The 19,225-nt window shown below is 58.9% G+C and carries 20 protein-coding genes; 10 read left to right on the top strand and 10 right to left on the bottom strand.

Features of this window, described 5'->3' with window-relative positions:
- Positions 1 to 15 precede the first annotated feature (15 nt).
- Both HPDFL43_RS09820 and HPDFL43_RS09825 read right to left on the bottom strand, forming a co-directional pair.
- Positions 16 to 324 carry a DUF3253 domain-containing protein gene (locus tag HPDFL43_RS09820; protein WP_007197169.1) on the bottom strand — a complete coding sequence of 103 codons (309 nt, stop codon included), beginning with the start codon at positions 322 to 324 and terminating at the stop codon, positions 16 to 18.
- Positions 321 to 1,016, bottom strand: a complete 696-nt coding sequence (locus HPDFL43_RS09825; protein WP_007197170.1) for a DUF599 domain-containing protein — start codon at positions 1,014 to 1,016, stop codon at positions 321 to 323. The genes HPDFL43_RS09820 and HPDFL43_RS09825 overlap by 4 nt, the downstream gene beginning before the upstream one ends.
- Before the next feature lie 712 nt (positions 1,017 to 1,728).
- Between HPDFL43_RS09825 and HPDFL43_RS09835 the strand changes: the two genes are divergently transcribed.
- Both HPDFL43_RS09835 and HPDFL43_RS09840 read left to right on the top strand, forming a co-directional pair.
- A complete protein-coding gene (locus HPDFL43_RS09835; RefSeq protein WP_007197172.1) occupies positions 1,729 to 3,129 on the top strand; it encodes an L-serine ammonia-lyase in 1,401 nt (466 codons plus the stop codon).
- 99 nt (positions 3,130 to 3,228) lie between these two features.
- Positions 3,229 to 3,666, top strand: a complete 438-nt coding sequence (locus HPDFL43_RS09840) for a DUF1489 family protein (RefSeq protein WP_040450067.1) — start codon at positions 3,229 to 3,231, stop codon at positions 3,664 to 3,666.
- 32 nt (positions 3,667 to 3,698) lie between these two features.
- Here HPDFL43_RS09840 and HPDFL43_RS09845 read toward each other — a convergent pair whose 3' ends face one another.
- Positions 3,699 to 6,059, bottom strand: a complete 2,361-nt coding sequence (locus HPDFL43_RS09845) for an autotransporter family protein (RefSeq protein WP_169743245.1) — start codon at positions 6,057 to 6,059, stop codon at positions 3,699 to 3,701.
- Positions 6,060 to 6,420: 361 nt separating this feature from the next.
- Between HPDFL43_RS09845 and HPDFL43_RS09855 the strand changes: the two genes are divergently transcribed.
- Entirely contained in the window at positions 6,421 to 7,191 is a 771-nt protein-coding gene (locus HPDFL43_RS09855) for a hypothetical protein (RefSeq protein WP_007197176.1), read from the top strand.
- Positions 7,192 to 7,615: 424 nt separating this feature from the next.
- Here the strand turns inward: HPDFL43_RS09855 and HPDFL43_RS22250 are convergent, their stop codons facing one another.
- A complete protein-coding gene (locus tag HPDFL43_RS22250; RefSeq protein ID WP_245271136.1) occupies positions 7,616 to 7,819 on the bottom strand; it encodes a hypothetical protein in 204 nt (67 codons plus the stop codon).
- Between HPDFL43_RS22250 and HPDFL43_RS22255 the strand changes: the two genes are divergently transcribed.
- Entirely contained in the window at positions 7,775 to 7,891 is a 117-nt protein-coding gene (locus HPDFL43_RS22255) for a J domain-containing protein (protein ID WP_245271137.1), read from the top strand. The two genes, HPDFL43_RS22250 and HPDFL43_RS22255, sit on opposite strands and share 45 nt — an antisense overlap.
- An 84-nt stretch (positions 7,892 to 7,975) precedes the next feature.
- Here HPDFL43_RS22255 and HPDFL43_RS09865 read toward each other — a convergent pair whose 3' ends face one another.
- Positions 7,976 to 9,301, bottom strand: a complete 1,326-nt coding sequence (locus HPDFL43_RS09865) for a D-alanyl-D-alanine carboxypeptidase (RefSeq protein ID WP_007197179.1) — start codon at positions 9,299 to 9,301, stop codon at positions 7,976 to 7,978.
- A gap of 484 nt (positions 9,302 to 9,785) precedes the next feature.
- Between HPDFL43_RS09865 and HPDFL43_RS09870 the strand changes: the two genes are divergently transcribed.
- From HPDFL43_RS09870 to HPDFL43_RS09890, 5 genes are all read left to right on the top strand, one after another.
- Positions 9,786 to 10,115, top strand: a complete 330-nt coding sequence (locus HPDFL43_RS09870) for a phasin family protein (RefSeq protein ID WP_007197180.1) — start codon at positions 9,786 to 9,788, stop codon at positions 10,113 to 10,115.
- Between the two features lie 230 nt (positions 10,116 to 10,345).
- Entirely contained in the window at positions 10,346 to 10,714 is a 369-nt protein-coding gene (clpS, locus tag HPDFL43_RS09875; RefSeq protein WP_007197181.1) for an ATP-dependent Clp protease adapter ClpS, read from the top strand.
- A gap of 10 nt (positions 10,715 to 10,724) precedes the next feature.
- Positions 10,725 to 13,253 (top strand): ATP-dependent Clp protease ATP-binding subunit ClpA, encoded by a 2,529-nt coding sequence (gene clpA / locus HPDFL43_RS09880; protein ID WP_007197182.1) that lies wholly within the window; start codon positions 10,725 to 10,727, stop codon positions 13,251 to 13,253.
- Between the two features lie 134 nt (positions 13,254 to 13,387).
- A complete protein-coding gene (locus HPDFL43_RS09885; RefSeq protein ID WP_007197183.1) occupies positions 13,388 to 14,119 on the top strand; it encodes an AzlC family ABC transporter permease in 732 nt (243 codons plus the stop codon).
- Positions 14,116 to 14,472, top strand: coding sequence for an AzlD domain-containing protein (locus HPDFL43_RS09890; protein ID WP_007197184.1), 357 nt, complete (start codon positions 14,116 to 14,118; stop codon positions 14,470 to 14,472). The genes HPDFL43_RS09885 and HPDFL43_RS09890 overlap by 4 nt, the downstream gene beginning before the upstream one ends.
- A gap of 38 nt (positions 14,473 to 14,510) precedes the next feature.
- Here the strand turns inward: HPDFL43_RS09890 and HPDFL43_RS09895 are convergent, their stop codons facing one another.
- From HPDFL43_RS09895 to HPDFL43_RS09915, 5 genes are all read right to left on the bottom strand, one after another.
- Entirely contained in the window at positions 14,511 to 15,056 is a 546-nt protein-coding gene (locus HPDFL43_RS09895; protein WP_007197185.1) for a hypothetical protein, read from the bottom strand.
- Between the two features lie 88 nt (positions 15,057 to 15,144).
- Positions 15,145 to 15,573, bottom strand: a complete 429-nt coding sequence (locus tag HPDFL43_RS09900; protein ID WP_007197186.1) for an HIT family protein — start codon at positions 15,571 to 15,573, stop codon at positions 15,145 to 15,147.
- Positions 15,574 to 15,655: 82 nt separating this feature from the next.
- Positions 15,656 to 16,873 (bottom strand): GNAT family N-acetyltransferase, encoded by a 1,218-nt coding sequence (locus HPDFL43_RS09905; protein WP_245271114.1) that lies wholly within the window; start codon positions 16,871 to 16,873, stop codon positions 15,656 to 15,658.
- Between the two features lie 80 nt (positions 16,874 to 16,953).
- Complete coding sequence (locus HPDFL43_RS09910) at positions 16,954 to 17,673, bottom strand: glycerophosphodiester phosphodiesterase (RefSeq protein ID WP_007197188.1); 720 nt, start codon at positions 17,671 to 17,673, stop codon at positions 16,954 to 16,956.
- An 11-nt stretch (positions 17,674 to 17,684) separates the two neighbouring features.
- Positions 17,685 to 18,152, bottom strand: coding sequence for a RidA family protein (locus HPDFL43_RS09915; protein WP_040450068.1), 468 nt, complete (start codon positions 18,150 to 18,152; stop codon positions 17,685 to 17,687).
- 186 nt (positions 18,153 to 18,338) lie between these two features.
- On the opposite strand from HPDFL43_RS09915, the gene HPDFL43_RS09920 reads away from it, so the two are divergent.
- On the top strand, positions 18,339 to 19,157 hold the full coding sequence (locus HPDFL43_RS09920; RefSeq protein WP_007197190.1) for a cell envelope integrity EipB family protein: 819 nt from the start codon (positions 18,339 to 18,341) through the stop codon (positions 19,155 to 19,157).
- Positions 19,158 to 19,225: the final 68 nt, after the last annotated feature.

The following is a 19,225-nucleotide window of genomic DNA, read 5'->3' on the forward strand; positions in this document are numbered from 1 at the left end:
GCAGCGCTTGATGGTTCATCGGTTTGCCGGTTTGCAGGCGTCGGGGAGGGCGAGACGGTATACGCCGCGAAAACTGTCCGGATCAGCGACGCGTTTTCCCTTGCGCAGGATCTGGATCTGCCCAGCCGTGGCCATTTCCACGGCCACCTGCCGTATCGGCTTCATCAGCAGCCGCCAGTTCTTTTCATCCGGACCTGCGAGCGAGCGTGCAGCTTCGGAAGGGCAAATGCTCTTGCCCGGCTGGCGCTGGGACAAAAGAGTGATGATGGCGGACCGAAGCCGCTCGGCATTTGGTGCCTGGCCGGGCGTTTGGAAAGATGTCACTTGGTGGAGGTGTCCTTGAGAATGGCGGAACGGGCGTTGGACAGGAACTGCCGCCGCAGCAACACCAACACAACAAGTGTCGTCGAGCCGATCAGCACATAGGGCCCTGCAAACCAACCCAGATAGCCGATCGACATGAAGATGGCGCGCAAGCCCGCATTGAAATGCCGTCCAGCCAGGATGTTGATCTCTGCGGCCCGGTCGGCGCTGGCGTCAAGCTCAGCCATGTTGCCGGCAACGTCGCCTTTCATAGGTATCGCGCCAAACAGGATCGAAGAATAGTTGAACAGCCGGTAGGACCAGCCAAACTTGAAAAACGCATAGGCGAAGATCCCGATCAGGCCGAACACCTTGGCCTCGAATGCGACGCGGTCTGCCACAAGCGGAATTGGCAGGTCACCGGCGACGTCGAGCACCTGTTCGGTCGATCCAAGAAGCGCAAAGCAGCCACCGATCGCAAGGATTGTGGTGGAGGCAAAGAAAGCGGTGCCGTTCTGCAGGCCAGCGAGGATCGCCGTGTCGATCATCCGGAGATCGCGCCGGGCGGCTGTGCGCATCCAAAGCCGCCGGTTCTCGTTCATGGCGCGCGTCAGGCTGATCCGCCGGATCGGAATCCGGCCGTCTGTGAGCGCCGCAAACCCGACCCATCCCAGAGCGAACCATGCGATTGCTATGTAATCGAAATCACTCATGCAGCGGTTTTGACATGTGCGCGGCAGCTTGGCAAAGGCTCAATTGCAATGGGTTTCGGCAACCGGATATTTACCAATGTGGTCGAACTGTGGACAACGAGCAAAGGTCGAATAAGCACAAACGTCGTCAAGCCCTTGATTTATCGTCAAGCCATGCGTGGAGCGTATGGCTGTTATGAAAACATTGCCACAGGTTTGCCTTTTTTGCAGTTGCGAAGGAATTATCAAATCGTTAAACACCCTCTCACAAGCCGAGCGGACCTGACGGGTTACGCGGCCTGGAACTTGCAGCACCTCAACCGGAGCTAATATGGAAGAGACCGCACAGAAATCCTGCTGGGGCATTACAGCCCGCGCAGTGATCGGATTTTCAGGACTTCTCGCACTGGCCTACCTTTTCGGCGGCATCTGAGCGAATTTCAAAGACAATTGGCAGCGCTTGACCTTGAATGTGTCGGCGCTGCTTTTTTATGACCGCTCCCAACCCTGCCCACCATCATCGTTTTGTCGCTTCCGCGGCATTTGCTGTCGGCGGATTGACGCTGGCGCCGCTTGCCCTCATGTAGGTTTGAAGTCTCGCACCGTATTGCATCGCCGCCTCTGATCATCCGCAGGGACAGACGCGATGGTGCGGCGCTTCGAAGGGATGAATGTACGGTTTCCTTCAGATGAACTCATTTGAATGCGGCACGTAGCAGAGGACGGCCAGCCGATGTTTCTATCAGTTTTCGATGTGTTCAAGATCGGGGTCGGTCCTTCGAGCTCGCACACGATGGGGCCGATGTCAGCCGCAGTGCGATTCCTTGATGAGGTCGCCAGTCCGGATTGGGTCCGTCCGTCCGGCGCGAATGTTTTCTCCGTCACTGCCAGTCTGCATGGATCGCTGGCCTTTACCGGCGTCGGCCACGGCACGGGCAGGGCGGTGATTCTCGGTCTCACCGGCGAACTCCCCGATCAGGTCGATCCTGACCGCATGGACGCCATCATCGCCGAAGTTGAGAGAACCAGGCGAATCGCGCCGCCTGGTCATCCGGAGTATCAGTTCGATCCACGGACCGATCTGGTTTTCGACAAGAAACATCCGCTTCCAGGCCATGCAAACGGCATGACATTTACCGCCTATGACCGGGACGGCGCGATGCTGCTCAAACGGGTCTACTATTCCATCGGCGGCGGTTTCGTGGTCACCGATACCGAGCTCGAAGCGCTCAAATCTGTCAAAGAGGTCAAGACCGACAAGAGCGTTCCCTATCCCTTCGCCCACGCCAAGGAGATGCTCGAGATGGCTGCGCGCTCCGGCCTGTCGATCGCACAGATGAAGCGGGCCAATGAAGAAGTGCACATGTCGGGCGAAGAGCTAGATGCCGGGTTGGACCGGATATGGGGCGCGATGAGCGGCTGTATCGACCGCGGGCTGGTGGGCGAGGGCATCATGCCGGGGGGGCTCAAGGTGCGTCGCCGCGCCCGCATTCTTCACGAACAGTTGCAGGAGGAATGGCGCCAGAACCGCCGCAATCCTCTGCTTGCCAATGACTGGCTGAGCGTCTACGCCATGGCCGTCAATGAGGAAAATGCGGCCGGCAGCCGCGTCGTCACAGCGCCGACCAACGGCGCAGCTGGCGTGATACCAGCGACCATCCGCTACATGCTGCAATTCCACGATGGCGCCGACACCAAAGCGGTGCACGATTACCTGCTCACCGCAGCGGCCATCGGCGGCATCATCAAGCACAATGCTTCGATCTCCGGTGCCGAAGTCGGCTGCCAGGGCGAGGTCGGTTCCGCTGCGGCGATGTCGGCCGCGGGACTGGCTGCGGTCATGGGTGGAACGCCCGAACAGATAGAAAACGCGGCTGAAATCGCACTCGAACACCATCTGGGAATGACCTGTGATCCGGTGGGTGGGCTGGTTCAGGTGCCCTGTATCGAGCGCAATGCGCTTGGGGCAGTCAAGGCGGTCACCGCCGCATCCCTGGCGATGAAAGGCGATGGACAGCATTTCGTCCCGCTCGACGCCTGTATCGAAACCATGCGCCAGACCGGGCTCGACATGAACGAACGCTACAAGGAAACCTCGACCGGCGGCCTTGCGGTCAATGTCGTGGAGTGTTGATGGCCTGAAACAGACCAAAGCGGGGTGCGCCTGTGGATGGCGGCCGGTTTGCCGCTGCGGCGGGTTGACCGCGACGGGTGCGAGCCCGACATATTGCGCATGGCTCTCCACATGCTCAAACTCTGCGTCGGCGCTGAAAGCGTCGAAGATCACAAACACTGGGTCGAAAGCCGCCTGGCTGCTCAAAAAGCGGCGGGTGTGACGCCAGAGCAGTTTCACACCACCCGAATGGTGCCCAAGCGCGCAGCCGAATTGCTGGATGGCGGCTCGCTCTACTGGGTGATCAAGGGCAATATCCAGGCCCGTCAGCGGTTGATCGATGTCAGACCCTTTGTCGATACCGATGGCATTTCGCGATGTCATCTGGTGCTCGAGCCGGTCCTGCACGAGACGTCCTGGGCGCCGCGGCGGCCGTTTCAGGGCTGGCGTTACCTTGATCCCGACGATGCGCCGCCCGATCTTGGGGCATCACATCAAGGTGGCGATGATTTGCCGGCGGAGCTCAAGCGCGAGCTTGCAGGGCTTGGGCTTCTGTAATGCAATGATGTTTTCGGGGCATGGGCGCGCGATTAGAACGCGACCCTCAGATGCCCGCGGGCCCCGAATTCATGGCCATGTTGGCTCAGCGAACCGGTAACGCCAGCGCGTACGGAAACGGTTCTGCTCAAAGCGCCACTTAGCCCAAGGCTGCCTGTTACGGTGTGAGCGCCACGGTTTTGACCGGTTTGGGTAAAAGTGCCGAACAAATGGCTCGTTGCAGTGATCTGGTGTGCCTTGGTCCTTGCGGCTTCGAAATCGTGATCGTAGCGCAGAACACCAGTCAGCCTGAGCTTGCGCTCTTGTGCAGTATTCGGGAGATCCTGGGTGAACTTTACGCCGAGACCGCCGGTCAAGGCTTCCGCGTTCGCTGCAGCTATGGAGTAATTGAAGTCGCCTCCACCAGTTTCCGTGAGGCTGTTCTGCCATATTCTGGAGTAGGCGGCGGCCACAAACGGCTCAAGTTGCATGCCTTCACCGATCAGGGTCTGATAGCCCAGATGCGCTGAGGCAAGCATGTTGTCTGAAGTGTAGCTGGAACTTGCCACGCCGCCGGAGAACAGTCCGACATCGCGGTTGATACGGGTCGACTTGTGCCATCCATGTGCATACCCGACCACGGTGGCGAAGGTGAAACGCTCAATTTGGGCAGTCGCATAGGCGCCGGCGATGGCGCTTTGGCCGGAAAAGTCCTGGGTTACCTTGTCGTGTTCATGCATCGATGTGTAGCCATACCCGCCAAAGACACCGGCACTGAATCGCTCCCGCTCGATGAGGTCGGTGCCGACCAGCAGGTTGGACAGGGAGTAACCGAAGCTGCCCAGGCTATCTCTGCCCTGCACATGTCCGCGCGAGTAGGACGCGTCCATCCACAGAGCATGACCTTTGCCGTTGTCATGGTCATGGTCCTGGGACGTCATGCGGGCCATGACCGACGAGGCAACATGTTCGAGTTGTTCGAGACCAACGGTCAGATTGGATGAATAGGGCTCCGCATGCACCTGGTCGAGTTGGCTGACCTGGGCATTCGTCAGGCCAAGCCAAGCAGTGCTGACGGTTTGACCGTTGCTCAGCTGCTGTTGGCCGCCATTGCTGGTTCCTGTTGCACCCGGCGCTGTGCCTCCGCCGGAACTGCCATTGACCACTGTGTTGTTGTGCGTAGCAGCAATCGCGGACACCAGCGTCGACCAGGGCGTGGAGGCGGGCAGTTTGGACGGCACATGGCCAGGAACGGCAGAGTTGTCGGTGAAACCGACTACGATCTGTCCCGTGTTGCTGGGCTGGCCGATCAGCCTGGCTGAAAGATGCGCGTTGAGTGACCCACCTTCCACCAGTGCGATCGAATTGCTGTCGATGCTGGCAGCCGTCAGGACTGTGTAAGTCGAGCCGGTAAAGTCGGCGACTTCACCTGCGCCGGTTGCCGTGTATCCATTGTCTTTTTCCAGCGTGACGGTGAGCTTGTCGGCGCCGGTGACCGTTCCGCTGACGGAAAGCAGGTCTGCGTTTTGTGCGGCGTTGGGGTCTATTTCGGATATGAGCGATGTCGCGCCCTGCAAGCTCAGATTGCCCCCAATGTTCAACGTGCCGATCGAAAGCCCGGGCGAAAAGACTGCGCCGGTTCCTGTTCGGAAGTTCACATTGCTGCCGACGCCGGCCGGCCCTCGAACAGTCCCGTTGCCGGCCAGTGTTCCGTAAAGCCCGACAATTCCTGTTTCTATCGTCGTGCTGTCGAGTTTGAGGGTCGAACCCTTTTCAACACCCAGCAGCCCGGCATTGGTGATGCTGCTCTGTCTGAGCGTGAGCTGTGTCGGTCGGAGAAATGTTTGTCCGTTAAGATTGTAGCTTCCAATGGAGACGTTGTTTGGATTGGAAATGCTGAATGTCTGGTAGGTGCGTGGTTGAGTGCTGACAATGAACACGTCCTGGATCTGGCTTAAACCGGATGCCTTTGTCAGCTCTATCGATCGGTTTTCTCCGATTTCGACATTTACCAGGTTTACTCTCATTGCCCCAAGCGTGCCCGTTGCCGGCATGGGGCGAATTCTCAAGAACGGCGTGCCCGGATTGGGGGCTGACGCAATGCTGGTTCCTGACAGCAGCACAGAGTTCAGATGATTGTAGGGTTGGACGAAAGCCGGATCAAAAGTTCGCCTGGTGTAGACATCGAGCGCGCCACTCGGAGCGATCGTGCCCGGTACGATGATCACATTGGTGCGGGAATCCAGACAGTATGTCTTGGCTGGATCTAGTGCGGTGGGCTGGATCCCCGCGGTTCCCGAGACGATCCTGGTTCCTACTCCCAGGCTCGCGCAACTAGTAGCGGCAGCCGGTGTAGTTTCGAAGGGGATTGCCGGTGCTGCCACCGCCAGCGCCATCATCAAGGAGCGATGCATGCTTCGCGACGTGCAAGATCTGCGAGCCGAAACTGATGTCAAGATTGTATCCTTTTGCATCATTTAAAGATGAGCAAATACTCAGGTAATCGTATAACATTGTTTGAATGTGTCCGGAACCCACTGTTGCCGTCATGACGTTCGCTTTCTGAGGTCTTCGGCCTGTGAGGGTTTCAGCCGGACAGCAGGCGCGAGACATATTTGTAAAATGGGAAAGTCTCCCGCAATCGCCATCGTTTGGGACCAAATCGCCCGTTGTCAATGCACACCCTTGTGTTTGCTGGACAAAGCGCCACATTGTTGAAGATGTTCGCGACCTTGGTTGCAGCAAGCGGAACGAGGGAGGTTTAAGCGGTTCGCAATGGCCAACAGTAACAAGACCGGGTTTGGCAAGTCAGTCTCGACACGGGCGAGTGGTGTTTCTGACAGTGCGGTCAAATCGTCGCGGTCGGAGATTGCTCAATTTCTGTCCGCTGCCAAAGCGATTGCCGCCGGTTCCAAGGGCTCGGGGAGGCTGGCCTTTGCCCTCGACGCCACAATGAGCCGGCAACCCACCTGGGACATTGCCTGCAAGCTGCAGGCCCAGATGTTTGACGCAGTGGGCAATGCCGGTGGCAGCAACAGCGATCTGTCGGTTCAACTGGTCTATTTTCGCGGGCTGGATGAATGCCGCGCCTCGCGCTGGGTTGCCGACACCACCCAGCTTGCCAATCTTATGAGCCGGATCGATTGCCGTGGCGGCCAGACCCAGATTGGCCGCGTACTCCGCCATACCGCTGACGAGGCCAAGTCAAAGCCAGTCAATGCTCTGGTCTATATCGGGGATGCGATGGAGGAGAATATCGACAAGCTCGCCATGACAGCCGGCGAGTTGGCGATGCGCAAGGTGCCTTGCTTCATGTTTCATGAGGGTAAAGACCCGGCGGCGGCCATTGGATTCCGCGAGATCGCACGGGTAACAGGCGGTGCCTATGTCCGGTTTGACCAGAACGCCGCATCCGAATTGGCTGCGCTGTTGCGCGCGGTGGCTGCCTATGCCACTGGCGGACGGCACGCTCTTGAAAAATCCGGTGGGGCTGCGGAGCGCCTGCTGCTTGAGCAATTGCCGCCAACGCGCGGCGGGAGCAAATAATCATATGAGTCCGATTGCCCTCTTTTTTGGCGGTCTGTTGATCCTTTTAGCTATTGCCGGAAGCCTTCTTTCGGTTCGCCCGGCTGTGCTCGCTGCCATTTTGCGTTTCGGTCTCCCGGTCATCCTCGGAAGCATCGGCCTGGTGATGATTCTGGTGGGCCGTGGCGGCCTCGGATTTCCGCTGCTGGCTTTGGCGGTGGGCATGTTCGTGCGCGCGCGACGGGCACAGAACGCAACCCGTCAGCCAGGCGGCCACTCGCATGTCCGCTCCGCGGCGCTGGAAATGGAGTTGGACCTCGATACCGGCGCAATGAACGGTTTGGTGCTGGCGGGATCCTTCGAAGGCCAGGAACTTGATGCGCTGGATGAGGCAGACCTCATGCAGCTGCATTCCGAACTTGCTGCCGACCCCGAAAGCCTGGGTCTACTTGAGGCGTATCTTGACCGCCGAATGCCCGACTGGCGTTCCGGCCCGGACATGGATAATGATGCGGGGCTGGGAGCTGCGCCAAGCTCGGGCTCCATGACACAGAAGGAGGCTTACGAGGTCCTTGGTCTTGCTCCGGGGGCGAGTGAAGCCGAGATCCGCGAGGCGCATCGCCGCCTCATGAAGAGGATGCACCCCGATGCGGGCGGGACGGCTTTTCTTGCTGGCCGCATCAATGCTGCCAAGGATGTTCTCTTGCGTCGGCATGGCTGATTTCCCCGTATACGCGATACAAAAACGTGGGTGTTGCCGAACCTTTCATGTCCGGCCGCAGCGCTAGACAAGCGCAGCGTATATTCAGTTGGCGGTTGCCCAGCAGGCAAACCCCTTTTTCTCAAGAGCCCTGCAGGCCCGCGTGGCGGCGGATTGGCCATCGAAGCCACCGAAACGGGCCCTGTAGAGTTTTTCATTGTCCTTGGCGAAAGCCATCGTGAACGGCTCGGCACCCGACAAGGCGTTTCCTCCCGCACCCTGGGCGCGTGACAGAAGCGCCACCGCCGAATCACGGTCAGGCGTCGCTCCGATCTGGATCATCCAGCCGTCCATCGCTGCCGTTGATGCGGTGGTGACGGGATCGATACCCTGATTGGCGGAGCCAACAGCTGCAGGTGGCACGATGGCCGGAGCAGGGGTCGGTATGGCCACTTTCTGTTCGGCAAGCGATTGCGCCAATGCTTCGCGGCCTACCACCGGAGCAGGGCTGGGAGCCGCATAGGCAAGCGCCATGCGGGCGCTGGCCTTGTGCCGCAAATTGGGAACCGGGCCGACCTTGGGCAATTCCAATGCAGCAACGCTAATGGTACTTGGAGCACCCCTGGCGATCAGGTTTCCGCTGCCACGAGTCGATGCTTTGGAAAGATAGCCTGCGATCAGTTTCTTCATCTGGGCGTTACGGCTTGCGCCGGTCCTTCCACCCATCACCACGGCGACGATCGAACGGTTACGGTCAACCACCGATGAAACGAGATTGAATCCCGAGGCGCGAGTGTAACCGGTCTTGATGCCGTCGACCCCGCGGACTGTGCCGAGAAGGCGATTGTGATTGGAAAGCCGGGTCTTGCCGAACTTGAACGAGCGCGTGGCGAAATATTTGTACTGGCGCGGGAAGTGCTCACGCAGCGCAATGCCCAGCCGCGCCATGTCGCGCGCCGTGGTCACCTGTTTCGAATTGGGAAGCCCATGCGCGTTGCGAAACGTTGTCCGGCTCATGCCCAGTGACCGCGCCTTGGCAGTCATCATGCGAGCGAATTTGGCTTCCGAGCCGCCAAGGTGTTCGGCCACCGCAGTCGAGGCGTCATTTGCCGACTTGGTCACAAGGGCATAGATCGCCTGTTCGACCGTGATCGACTTGCCGGTGCCAACGCCGAGCTTGGTCGGCGGTTCTTTTGCGGCATTTGCGGAGAACACGATGCGGGTGTTGAGCTTGATTTTGCGCTGTTCCAGCGCCTCAAACACCATATAAAGCGTCATCATCTTGGTCAGTGACGCAGGAAACCGCAGTTGGTCCGCATTGTAGGCATAGAGGGTTTTTCCGGTTTTGGCATCCACGACGATTCCGGCATACTTCGAATTGGCAAGGGCGGCGCCGCTGGCCAAGGCCATTGCAAGTCCGGCAAAAGCCATAAGACGAAGCAGGGAGCGCGAAAGGGCGGCAAACTGATCAATCAGTCCGAATTTACGCTGGTACACGGTGACTCACTCACGAACAGGTAAGAGGGTTTCAGGGTTTCTGGCCGTCGCCCTCCTGAACAGCCATTGCCCTTGACCTTAAGGGCGCGTCGTTACCAATCCGTTTATGATGAATGATTCCTTGCCGAAATTTGTCGGATAAAAAATGGTTGTGCGCCTTTGGGCCAGCCTGGGAAATGGCGGCGCGTAAACCCGGATCTTCGAAAACCAGGCCCTCAATCCCGCCACCGGAAAGTGTTTTGAGTTATCCCGGGCGGGATACGATGGAAGATGTAAGAAAAAAAGCAGCCTCCGATGCGTTAAGAGCCAAAGCTCAATCTGTTCTTAGGCTTAGGTGCGATGCACAAAAATCTTGACAAAATTGTGCAGTGCACCTAAATTAGGATCATGTTCTTCCCTAACCACAGGAACCATCGATATGATGAATTTTGACAGCACTTCGAAGATGAGCAAAGAAGCCATGGACAGCATGCTGACTACCATGTCAGCCATGACAAAGGGTTTCCAGCAGATCACTGCCGAAGCAACTGACTACTCCAAGAAGTCCTATGAGGACAGCGCCGCTGCAGTTGAGAAACTGGTGTCGGCCAAAAGCCTCGACAAGGCCGTGGAGATCCAGACGGAATACGCCAAGACTTCCTATGAGACATTTGTTGCTCAGGCTACCAAGATGAGCGAACTCTATGCGGATCTGGCCAAGGAAGCTTACAAGCCTTTCGAAGCTGCCGCAGCCAAGGTTTCCAGCTGATACTCCCATCTGCTGGCCCCTCGGGCCAACATGCAAGAGCAAAACAACCCGTTCGCATTCTCTGCGGACGGGTTTTTTCTTGATTTTGACATTGATCGGAAATCTCTTTGATCAGGTGCAAAAGGGGGCTTAAAATCGCCGCAGGAAAGACTAAGTTAAAGAGAGTGCCCGGCTGGTTGAGTCCGGCCCGCAATATGGGTCAGGAATGAGCCGGTTGGAAATGACAGGAAATGGCCAGAGTGAACGACAGCACGAACCGGACACGATTGCAGGCGGATAAAAAAACCGGAGACGGGGGTTCTGACCGGGGAACCTCGGTCATCACCCGGACCAAGCCGCAGGTCAAGAAGCCGAGCCTTTACCGGGTGCTGCTTCTTAACGACGATTACACCCCGATGGAGTTCGTGATTCATGTGCTCGAGAGATTTTTCCAGAAAGACCGTGACCAGGCCACGCGTATCATGCTGCATGTGCACAATCATGGCGTCGGCGAGTGTGGAGTGTTCACCTACGAGGTGGCTGAAACCAAAGTGACGCAGGTCATGGATTTCGCCCGCACAAATCATCATCCGCTGCAATGCGTGATGGAAAAGAAATGAGGACCTGAACGTGCCCAGCTTTTCTAACAGTCTTGAAAAGGCGATCCATCAGGCGCTGACCTATGCCAATGAGCGGCATCATGAATATGCCACGCTCGAGCATCTGCTTCTGGCGCTGATCGAAGATCCCGACGCTGCGGCGGTTATGGGCGCCTGCAATGTTGATCTTGAACAACTGCGCCGCGCCGTCGGCGACTATGTCGACAAGGAACTTGGCAACCTTATCACAGGCTATGATGAGGATTCCAAGCCCACCTCCGGCTTCCAGCGGGTGATCCAGCGCGCCGTTATCCACGTTCAGTCGTCCGGCCGTGACGAGGTGACCGGCGCCAATGTGCTGGTGGCGATTTTCGCCGAGCGCGAGAGCCATGCCGCCTATTTCCTTCAGGAGCAGGAAATGACCCGCTATGACGCGGTCAATTTCATCTCCCATGGCATCGCCAAGCGCCCGGGATCCGGTGAAAGCCGTCCGGTGCGCGGAATCGAGGAGTCCGAGCCTGAAACCGGCAAAGCCGATCCATCCGGAGAAGAGGGCGGAAAGAAGAAGGCGCAGGATGCGCTGACGGCCTATTGCGTAAACCTGAATGAGAAAGCCGGAACTGGCCGCATCGATCCGCTTATCGGGCGGATGGAGGAGGTCAACCGGACAATCCAGATCCTTTGCCGCCGTTCCAAGAACAACCCGCTTTATGTGGGTGATCCAGGCGTTGGCAAGACCGCGATCGCCGAAGGCCTTGCCAAGCGCATTGTCGAAGGAGATGTGCCTGATGTGCTCTCCGAAGCCGTGATCTATTCGCTCGACATGGGTGCTCTGCTGGCTGGAACCCGATACCGCGGTGATTTTGAGGAACGGCTCAAGCAGGTGGTCAAGGAACTCGAGGATCTGCCCCATGCGGTGCTGTTCATCGACGAGATCCACACGGTGATCGGCGCTGGTGCCACATCCGGCGGGGCGATGGACGCCTCCAACCTGCTCAAGCCTGCATTGTCATCCGGTGCGATCCGTTGCATCGGGTCGACCACCTACAAGGAATACCGGCAGTTCTTCGAGAAGGACCGGGCGCTGGTGCGCCGGTTCCAGAAGATCGATGTGGTTGAGCCGACGATCCCCGATGCGATCGAGATCCTCAAGGGCCTCAAGCCCTACTTCGAGGAATACCACAAGGTGGGCTACACCGATGAAGCGATCAAAGCGGCGGTCGAATTGTCCGCGCGCTATATCACCGACCGTAAACTGCCGGACAAGGCGATCGACGTGATTGATGAATCCGGTGCCGGACAGATGCTGCTGCCTGAAAAGCAACGCAAGAAAATCCTGACGGACATCGAGATCGAGAACACCATCGCAACCATGGCCCGGATTCCGGCCAAGACGGTGTCGAAGGATGATGAGACGGTTCTCGCCAATCTCGACAAGGAGCTGCGCTCGGTGGTCTACGGCCAGGATCTGGCGATTGACTCGCTCACTGCCGCGATCCGGCTGGCGCGCGCCGGGCTCCGCGAGCCCGACAAGCCGATCGGCTCTTACCTGTTCTCCGGCCCCACCGGTGTCGGCAAGACCGAAGTTGCCAGGCAACTGGCCGATTCGCTTGGCGTGGAGCTTTTGCGCTTCGACATGTCCGAATACATGGAACGGCACACTGTTTCCCGCTTGATCGGTGCGCCTCCGGGCTATGTCGGCTTCGACCAGGGCGGGTTGCTGACCGATGGCGTCGATCAGCACCCTTACTGCGTGCTGCTTCTCGATGAGATCGAGAAGGCGCATCCCGACCTGTTCAACATCCTGTTGCAGGTGATGGATCATGGATCTCTCACCGATCACAACGGCAAGAAAATCGACTTCCGCAATGTGATCCTGATCATGACCACCAATGCAGGTGCTGCAGATGCGGCCAAGGCTGCTATCGGGTTTGGGTCATCCAAGCGTGAAGGCGACGACATGGAAGCGATCAACCGGCTGTTTACGCCGGAGTTCCGCAACCGTCTCGATTCCATTATTCCGTTTGGTTCGCTGCCGGTGAAGGTCATTCACATGGTCGTGCAGAAGTTTGTCATGCAGCTTGAAGCACAGCTGGCCGAACGCAATGTCACGTTCGATCTGGGCGATGACGCCATCGCATGGCTCGCGGACAAGGGCTATGACGAGCGGATGGGCGCGCGGCCGCTGGGCCGGGTGATTCAGGAGAACATTAAGAAGGAGCTCGCCAACGAGCTTCTTTTCGGCAAGCTCAAGCATGGCGGCACCGTCAAGGTGTCCGTCGGCGAAAAGGACGGCAACAAGAACGCCTTGCTGCTTGATGCCATCCCGTCTGAACAGCCGGTCAAGCCGAAGAAGGAAAAGGTGCCAGCCAAGAAGCGTGCTCCGGCAAAAGCCAAGGCGCCGGCTTCCAAAGCCGCGCCCAAGCGCACCGGCGGAGGCAAGGAACCATCGCCCGAGCCCGATGCGCCTGCCGCGGCAAAGGCCCAATCCGACGTGGCTGAAAAACCGGCGGCGAGAAAGCCTTCGACCGCAGTGCCCAAGGTGCCGCGCAAGAAATAGTGTGCGTGGCAAGAGTGCGGTCAGCAATCAGACACCCCGGTTATCGCCGGGGTGTCTTGCTATGAACAGCAACCCGCTGCTCCCTTGGCCAAAAACCACTTGCAGCAGCAGTTAAAGCCGTTAACACGGGAGAGATGACCTCTTCCTCCAGCCACAACGGGTTCCATTGGTTTTTCAAGGGCGTGCGCGGCATCGCATCGCTTCCGGCGATCATCCTGATGAGCGCCTTTGTCGGCTTCAGCGGCTTTGCCGTTGAGGCTGGCATTCCCTTTGGTGAAACCGTGTTCATGACCGGCATGGTCTGGGCCTTGCCCGCCAAGGTGCTGCTGGTCGGCTCGATCCTGGCTGGCGCGTCGCTGCCCGCGGCGTTTCTGACGGTGACACTGTCCTCGATCCGGCTGATGCCGATGGTGGCTTCGCTGATCCCTGAAATCCGCCACAGCAAGACGCCCACCTGGCTGCTGCTGTTCCTGTCGCATTTCATCGCGGTTACGGCCTATGTGTTCACCATGGAACGCATCAAGGATGTGCCGCGCGAACACCGTGTGTCGTTTTTCGCCGGCTTTGGCGTCACCGTCACGCTCGCCAACATTGTCCTGGTGGCGATCATCTATTCCACTGTGAGCAACCTTCCCGCAATGCTTGCCGGGGCGCTTTTCTTCCTGACACCGGTCTATTTCCTGACCTCGATCTGGGCGTCGACGCGAGATCGGGCAGGGCGCATCGCAATGGTGGTCGGCCTCGCCTTGATCCCGGTTTTCCATCAGGTCGCGCCCGAGTTCGACATTCTCTACACCGGACTGGTGGGCGGAACCATTGCGTTCCTGATCGACCGTGCCTGGAAATCGGGAGCCGGGTCGACATGATCGGTTATGAGAGTTTCGACACCTGGTGGTGGCCGTATCTGTTCATCGCCATTGCCGGTTGGCTTGCCACCGACATCTGGCGCTGGCTGGGGGTCCTGGTTGGCAACCGCCTGAGCGAGGAGTCTGCCGCGCTCACCTGGGTGCGGGCCGTGGCCACCGCACTCGTGGCCGGTGTCATCGCCAAGCTGATCCTCTATCCAACCGGCGCGCTGCAGGAAACCCCGGTGCTGATCCGGTTGATTGCCGTTGCGGCGGGGTTCACCGCGTTTCTGATCGCGGGAAAACGCATCTGGGTCGGTATCGCTGTGTCGCTGGCTTTACTGATCGGCGGCCAGTTCCTGCTCACCATTTGAGCCGACCGACGAGCCGGTGCGGCTGTATGCCTGCCTTGCTACTTGTCGAAACGCCTTGCCACCCAGGAATACTGATCGGTCACGACATGCACCGGCTTTTCGATCAGCGTCTTGAGGTTTTCAGGTGTGGGAAGAACCTCCCTGATCGTGCCGAGTATTCGCCGGGCAAGCCTCGGCGTTTCGATCACGTCAGCGCCAGCCGCTGCATTCGCGTCCGGGCCCGAGTTCGCTGACGCCTGAGGAATGTCGGCAGGAGGCCGCAGAGCACTGTTCAGCGCCTGGCTTTCGCCCTGATTGGGTTGAGCAGGCGGTCCACCGAGGTCACCAACCGGCTGACCGGACGCATCAGCCAGCTGCGGGCCTGTTTCCGAAGCGGCCTCGGCAAGATCTGTATCTCCCGGCGTCTGGCAGACAGCGACCACAACCGGATAGCTGATGTTGTTGTAGCCCGACAGCGTTGCTTCGGCTTCCGCGTCACAGGCCTCGATCGTCGCCCAACGCTGATCCAGCATCTCCACGAAATGGCATTGCGTGGCGCTGTCGTCGCAGCCGAGTATGGTCATGATGATAAGAGCGGTTTGCATTGCGGTCTCATGAGATCAAAAGATATCACCGCATGCACCTGTATTGTTGCGAAACCAAGGCAGGGTCAGCAGTTCGGTCCGGGCGCTTTCAAGCAAGTGCCGCCCGGATCTTCTCCGCATTGGCTTTGAGCACATCGGCATCTTCCATTGTGCCGGTATGCGGCTTCATGGCGATGCCGTCAAAGCGCGGGATCACGTGCACATGAAGGTGGAACACCACCTGACCGCCCGCACTTTCATTGAATTGCTGGATGGTCACGCCGTCAGCACCGAAGGCTTTCATCACTGTCCGCGCCATCAGCTGCGTTGTGGCTGCGACTGCCGCGAGGCTGTCCGTATCCGCATCGAGAACATTGCGGGCAGGGGTCTTGGGGATCACAAGGCAGTGACCGTCTCCGCGTGGCATGATGTCCATGATTGCCAATGTGTGGTCGTCTTCATAGAGCCGTTCTGCCGGCAGTTCGCCACGCAGGATTTTCGCAAACACATTGCCGTCATCATAGGTTGGCGCGCTCATGGGGCAGTTCTCCGGGCTTGTGCGGTTTTCAGCTTGTTTGTAGCCGGTCGGCCCTGCGCGTCAACCGGTGTTCGCCACACCCTCACGCCTCTTCGCCGCCGTTTTCGATGCCGCCCTTTCGGAACGGGCCGTGGTCGGTGAGCACTTGGCCGATATGCGCCACATCACGGCGTTCGCGCTCGAGGTAATCGGCCACGGCGTTTCTCAGTCCGGGGTGGTCGATATAGTGGGCCGAATGGGTGGTGACCGGCAGGTAGCCGCGCGCCAGCTTGTGTTCGCCCTGCGCGCCCGCTTCCACCCGCGCAAGCCCCCTGGCAATGGCGAAATCGATCGCCTGATGATAGCAGACCTCGAAATGCAGGAACGGATGATCCTCGAGGCAACCCCAGTGGCGTCCATAGAGACAGTCTCCACCGATGAAGTTGATCGCACCGGCGATGTAGCGGCCCTCGCGCCGCGCCAGCACCAACAGCACGTCCTCGGCCATCCGCTCGCCAATCAGCGAGAAGAACTGCCTTGTGAGATAGGGGCGGCCCCATTTGCGCCCGCTGGTGTCCGTGTAGAAGCCGTAGAAAGTGTCCCACAACGCCTCACTGAGATCGCTGCCGGTCAGCCATTCGATCTCGATGCCGTTTTCGAGCGCGCTGCGGCGCTCGCGCTTGAGCTGCTTGCGCTTGCGTGAAGCGAGCGTCTCGAGAAAATCGGTGTAATCGCGGTAGGACTGGTTGGCGAAATGAAATTGCTGGTCAGTCCGGTGCAGATAGCCTTCCGCCTCGAAATCGGCAATTTCGGCCTCGGGCACAAAGGTGGCATGGACCGATGACAGTCCGAGTTGGGTGCACAGCGACCGCCCGCCGGCAGCCAGCGCTCGCCGTCCGGCCTGAGCCCCGAGACCGGGCGTCACCATCAATCGGGGACCGGTCGCCGGCGTGAATGGAGCCGAGCACTGCAGTTTGGGATAATACCGGCCGCCGGCGCGTTGAAATGCGTCGGCCCAGGCATGATCGAACACATACTCGCCCATCGAATGGCTCTTGATATAGGCGGGCATGGCACCTTTGAGTGTGCCATCCGGTCCGCGCAAGACAATATGGCGGGGCAGCCATCCGGTTTCAGCGGTGACCGAGCCGGAGTCTTCCAGAGATGACAAAAAGGCTTGGCTGACAAATGGGTTATAGAAAAGTCCGGACTCAATTTGTGAAGTTCGCGACGCGCCACCCAAGTGGCTCCACTCCTCCGATGTGACAGCATTCATGCCCTCAACGGTCGATAGGGTGTACTCGTTGTCTTCAGTGCTCATGATGATCCGTTTCGAACCAGGGCCGAACCGGCAACGGCCCTTTCATCAAGGTAAGCCGTTGCTCCGGCTTGGCAAGATGGTCAGGGCGCAAATCCTTCGAAGGTCATCTGATCTGCATGGGCCGTTGTCAGCTCGACAGCGCCGGAATCGCGCACTGTCCAAGTTATCACTGGAACCCCTTGTTTGCGTTGGGCTTCGACAAAACTGTTGGGCAGATGGTGCACGCAATAGGAGATGAAATCGAGGCCAAGCTGCATGGCTTCCTCGTGCGTGAAGAATGCTTCGGGCTTGGTGCCATCTGCGGTTAACCCGATCGGTCTCGGCGGGTTGCAGGCCTTGAGATCGCGCAGCAGGTGATGGTCGAAGCTCATCAGCGCCACGGGCCCGTCATAGTCTTCAAGGGATTCGACGACAGCATCGGCAAATCCGTCATCATCGCCTGGACGGCCCTTGAGTTCGAGAACCAGCGGCACCTGTCCCGCAACTTGCTTGAGTGTGTCCGTCAGGCTCGGAACACGGTCAGCGGTGCCGCCGACGGCAAGCTGCCCCAGCTCACGAGAACTGCGCTCCCGCACATCGCCCGGCAACCCGCAAAGCCTTGTAAGATCATCATCGTGAAACACCACTGGAACGCCATCGGTGGCGATCTGCAGATCGCATTCGATTGCATAACCGGCCGCAATGGCGCGTGCAAAGGCGGAAGGCGTGTTTTCCCAGACCGCCTGGTTCATGTCGTGATAGCCGCGATGGGCGATTGGCTGTGCGGTCAGCCATTTGAAGTCCCGGGCCTGCGTGTTCATGACGGTCAGCCTCAGCGGATTTCGATCACGGCGTCGATTTCAACCGCCGCATTGAGCGGCAGGCTGGCCATTCCGACCGCGGCACGCGCATGTTTGCCCGCATCGCCGAGGATCTCGGCCATCAGATTGGACGCGCCGTTGATCACCAGGTGCTGCTCGGTAAAGTTCGGATCGGAGGCGACAAACCCGTTGAGCTTGATGACCCGGACAATGCGTTCCAGATCACCGCCCAGTGCCGCCTTTGCCTGGCTTAGGATGTTGATTGCGCACAGTTCGGCAGCGCGCTGCGCGGTTGGCACGTCCACATCACGGCCCAGAATGCCGGTCACGGCCAGCGCGCCGTTTTCCATCGGCAACTGGCCTGAGATGAAAAGCTGCGATCCGCTGATCGCATAGGGCAGGTAGTTGGCTGCCGGTGCCGCCGCCTCGGGAAGCGTTATGTTGCGGGCGGCAAGGCGGGACTGAATGCTGTCGGTCATCGTTGGGCTTCCTCTGCGCATTGGGGGCATGGCGGCGGCGGCGAGGTCGGTCGGCCGCCTTGGTGTGCCCGGGACTTGGTTTATTGTTTGCGGTTCAGGCTTTTCTGCGAGGCGGGCAAGTTCCGCCTCGCTTTTGCCGCGTCTGGTCATATATCATCGCTATGAGATTCGACAGGAGAAAACCCGATGCGCAAGCTTGCAATTGTTCTGGCCGCCCTGGTTTCAACAGGTTCGTTGATGACTGTGGCCGAAGCTGGAACAGCGATGCTCGCCACCCATCGTGCGGTTTATGATCTGACGCTCAAAAGTGCTTCGGAGCGCTCAGGCATCTCGCAGATGGCGGGCCGCATGGTCTATGAGTTCAACGGGTCCGCCTGTGAGGGCTATACGGTAAGCTTTCGCTTTGTCAGCGAAATTGCCACTGGAGACGACACTCGCGTCACCGATCAGCAGACCACGACCTTCGAAGATGTGCGCGACCGGACCTTCCGCTTCGTAACCCGCTCCTTTGTCAACCAGCAGCTTGACCGGGAAACCCGTGGCGCGGCCACAGCCGGTGACGGTCAACTGGCAATCACCCTTGAACAACCGGAAAAGATGGCGCTGGATATCCCTGATGCCAAGCTTCCCACCGAGCATCTCATCGAGATGATCGAGCGCGCCAAGGCTGGCGAACGGTTTTATGAATCGCGCATCTACGACGGCTCAGACGATGGCGACAGAGCCATGATCACCACATCGATCCTGGGCGCGTCGCAAGCTCCCAGCGCGGGCGACACCGAAGCAAAGGTTGCGGGCGAGCTTGCCGGTGACAATTTCTGGCCCGTGTCGATGTCCTATTTTGAGGAAGACGCCGAGGGGGACGGCTTGCCGGTCTACTCCATTGCCTTCAAGCTCTATGGCAATGGCGTGACCCGCGACCTGACGATGGATTACGGTGATTTCGTTTTGGAAGGCGAGCTCACCCAGCTCGACATGTTCGAACCCGCTCCTTGCCCCGAATAGTATTTTTCCACCACCATACTTCGCCACTTTGATCCATCGTGGGGTATATCGAAACCAATACGGCATTC

Source organism: Hoeflea phototrophica DFL-43, from assembly GCF_000154705.2.
GTDB classification, from domain to species: domain Bacteria; phylum Pseudomonadota; class Alphaproteobacteria; order Rhizobiales; family Rhizobiaceae; genus Hoeflea; species Hoeflea phototrophica.

Bases quoted from the DNA above. Each gene is read 5' to 3' on its own strand.
- HPDFL43_RS09825 (WP_007197170.1), bottom strand. From the start codon at position 1,016: ATGAGTGATTTCGATTACATAGCAATCGCATGGTTCGCTCTGGGATGG.
- HPDFL43_RS09835 (WP_007197172.1), top strand. From the start codon at position 1,729: ATGTTTCTATCAGTTTTCGATGTGTTCAAGATCGGGGTCGGTCCTTCG.
- HPDFL43_RS09840 (WP_040450067.1), top strand. From the start codon at position 3,229: ATGGCTCTCCACATGCTCAAACTCTGCGTCGGCGCTGAAAGCGTCGAA.
- HPDFL43_RS09845 (WP_169743245.1), bottom strand. From the start codon at position 6,059: ATGCATCGCTCCTTGATGATGGCGCTGGCGGTGGCAGCACCGGCAATC.
- HPDFL43_RS09855 (WP_007197176.1), top strand. From the start codon at position 6,421: ATGGCCAACAGTAACAAGACCGGGTTTGGCAAGTCAGTCTCGACACGG.
- HPDFL43_RS09865 (WP_007197179.1), bottom strand. From the start codon at position 9,301: ATGGCTTTTGCCGGACTTGCAATGGCCTTGGCCAGCGGCGCCGCCCTT.
- HPDFL43_RS09870 (WP_007197180.1), top strand. From the start codon at position 9,786: ATGATGAATTTTGACAGCACTTCGAAGATGAGCAAAGAAGCCATGGAC.
- clpS (WP_007197181.1), top strand. From the start codon at position 10,346: ATGGCCAGAGTGAACGACAGCACGAACCGGACACGATTGCAGGCGGAT.
- HPDFL43_RS09885 (WP_007197183.1), top strand. From the start codon at position 13,388: ATGACCTCTTCCTCCAGCCACAACGGGTTCCATTGGTTTTTCAAGGGC.
- HPDFL43_RS09890 (WP_007197184.1), top strand. From the start codon at position 14,116: ATGATCGGTTATGAGAGTTTCGACACCTGGTGGTGGCCGTATCTGTTC.
- HPDFL43_RS09895 (WP_007197185.1), bottom strand. From the start codon at position 15,056: ATGCAAACCGCTCTTATCATCATGACCATACTCGGCTGCGACGACAGC.
- HPDFL43_RS09900 (WP_007197186.1), bottom strand. From the start codon at position 15,573: ATGAGCGCGCCAACCTATGATGACGGCAATGTGTTTGCGAAAATCCTG.
- HPDFL43_RS09905 (WP_245271114.1), bottom strand. From the start codon at position 16,873: ATGAGCACTGAAGACAACGAGTACACCCTATCGACCGTTGAGGGCATG.
- HPDFL43_RS09910 (WP_007197188.1), bottom strand. From the start codon at position 17,673: ATGAACACGCAGGCCCGGGACTTCAAATGGCTGACCGCACAGCCAATC.
- HPDFL43_RS09915 (WP_040450068.1), bottom strand. From the start codon at position 18,152: ATGACCGACAGCATTCAGTCCCGCCTTGCCGCCCGCAACATAACGCTT.
- HPDFL43_RS09920 (WP_007197190.1), top strand. From the start codon at position 18,339: ATGCGCAAGCTTGCAATTGTTCTGGCCGCCCTGGTTTCAACAGGTTCG.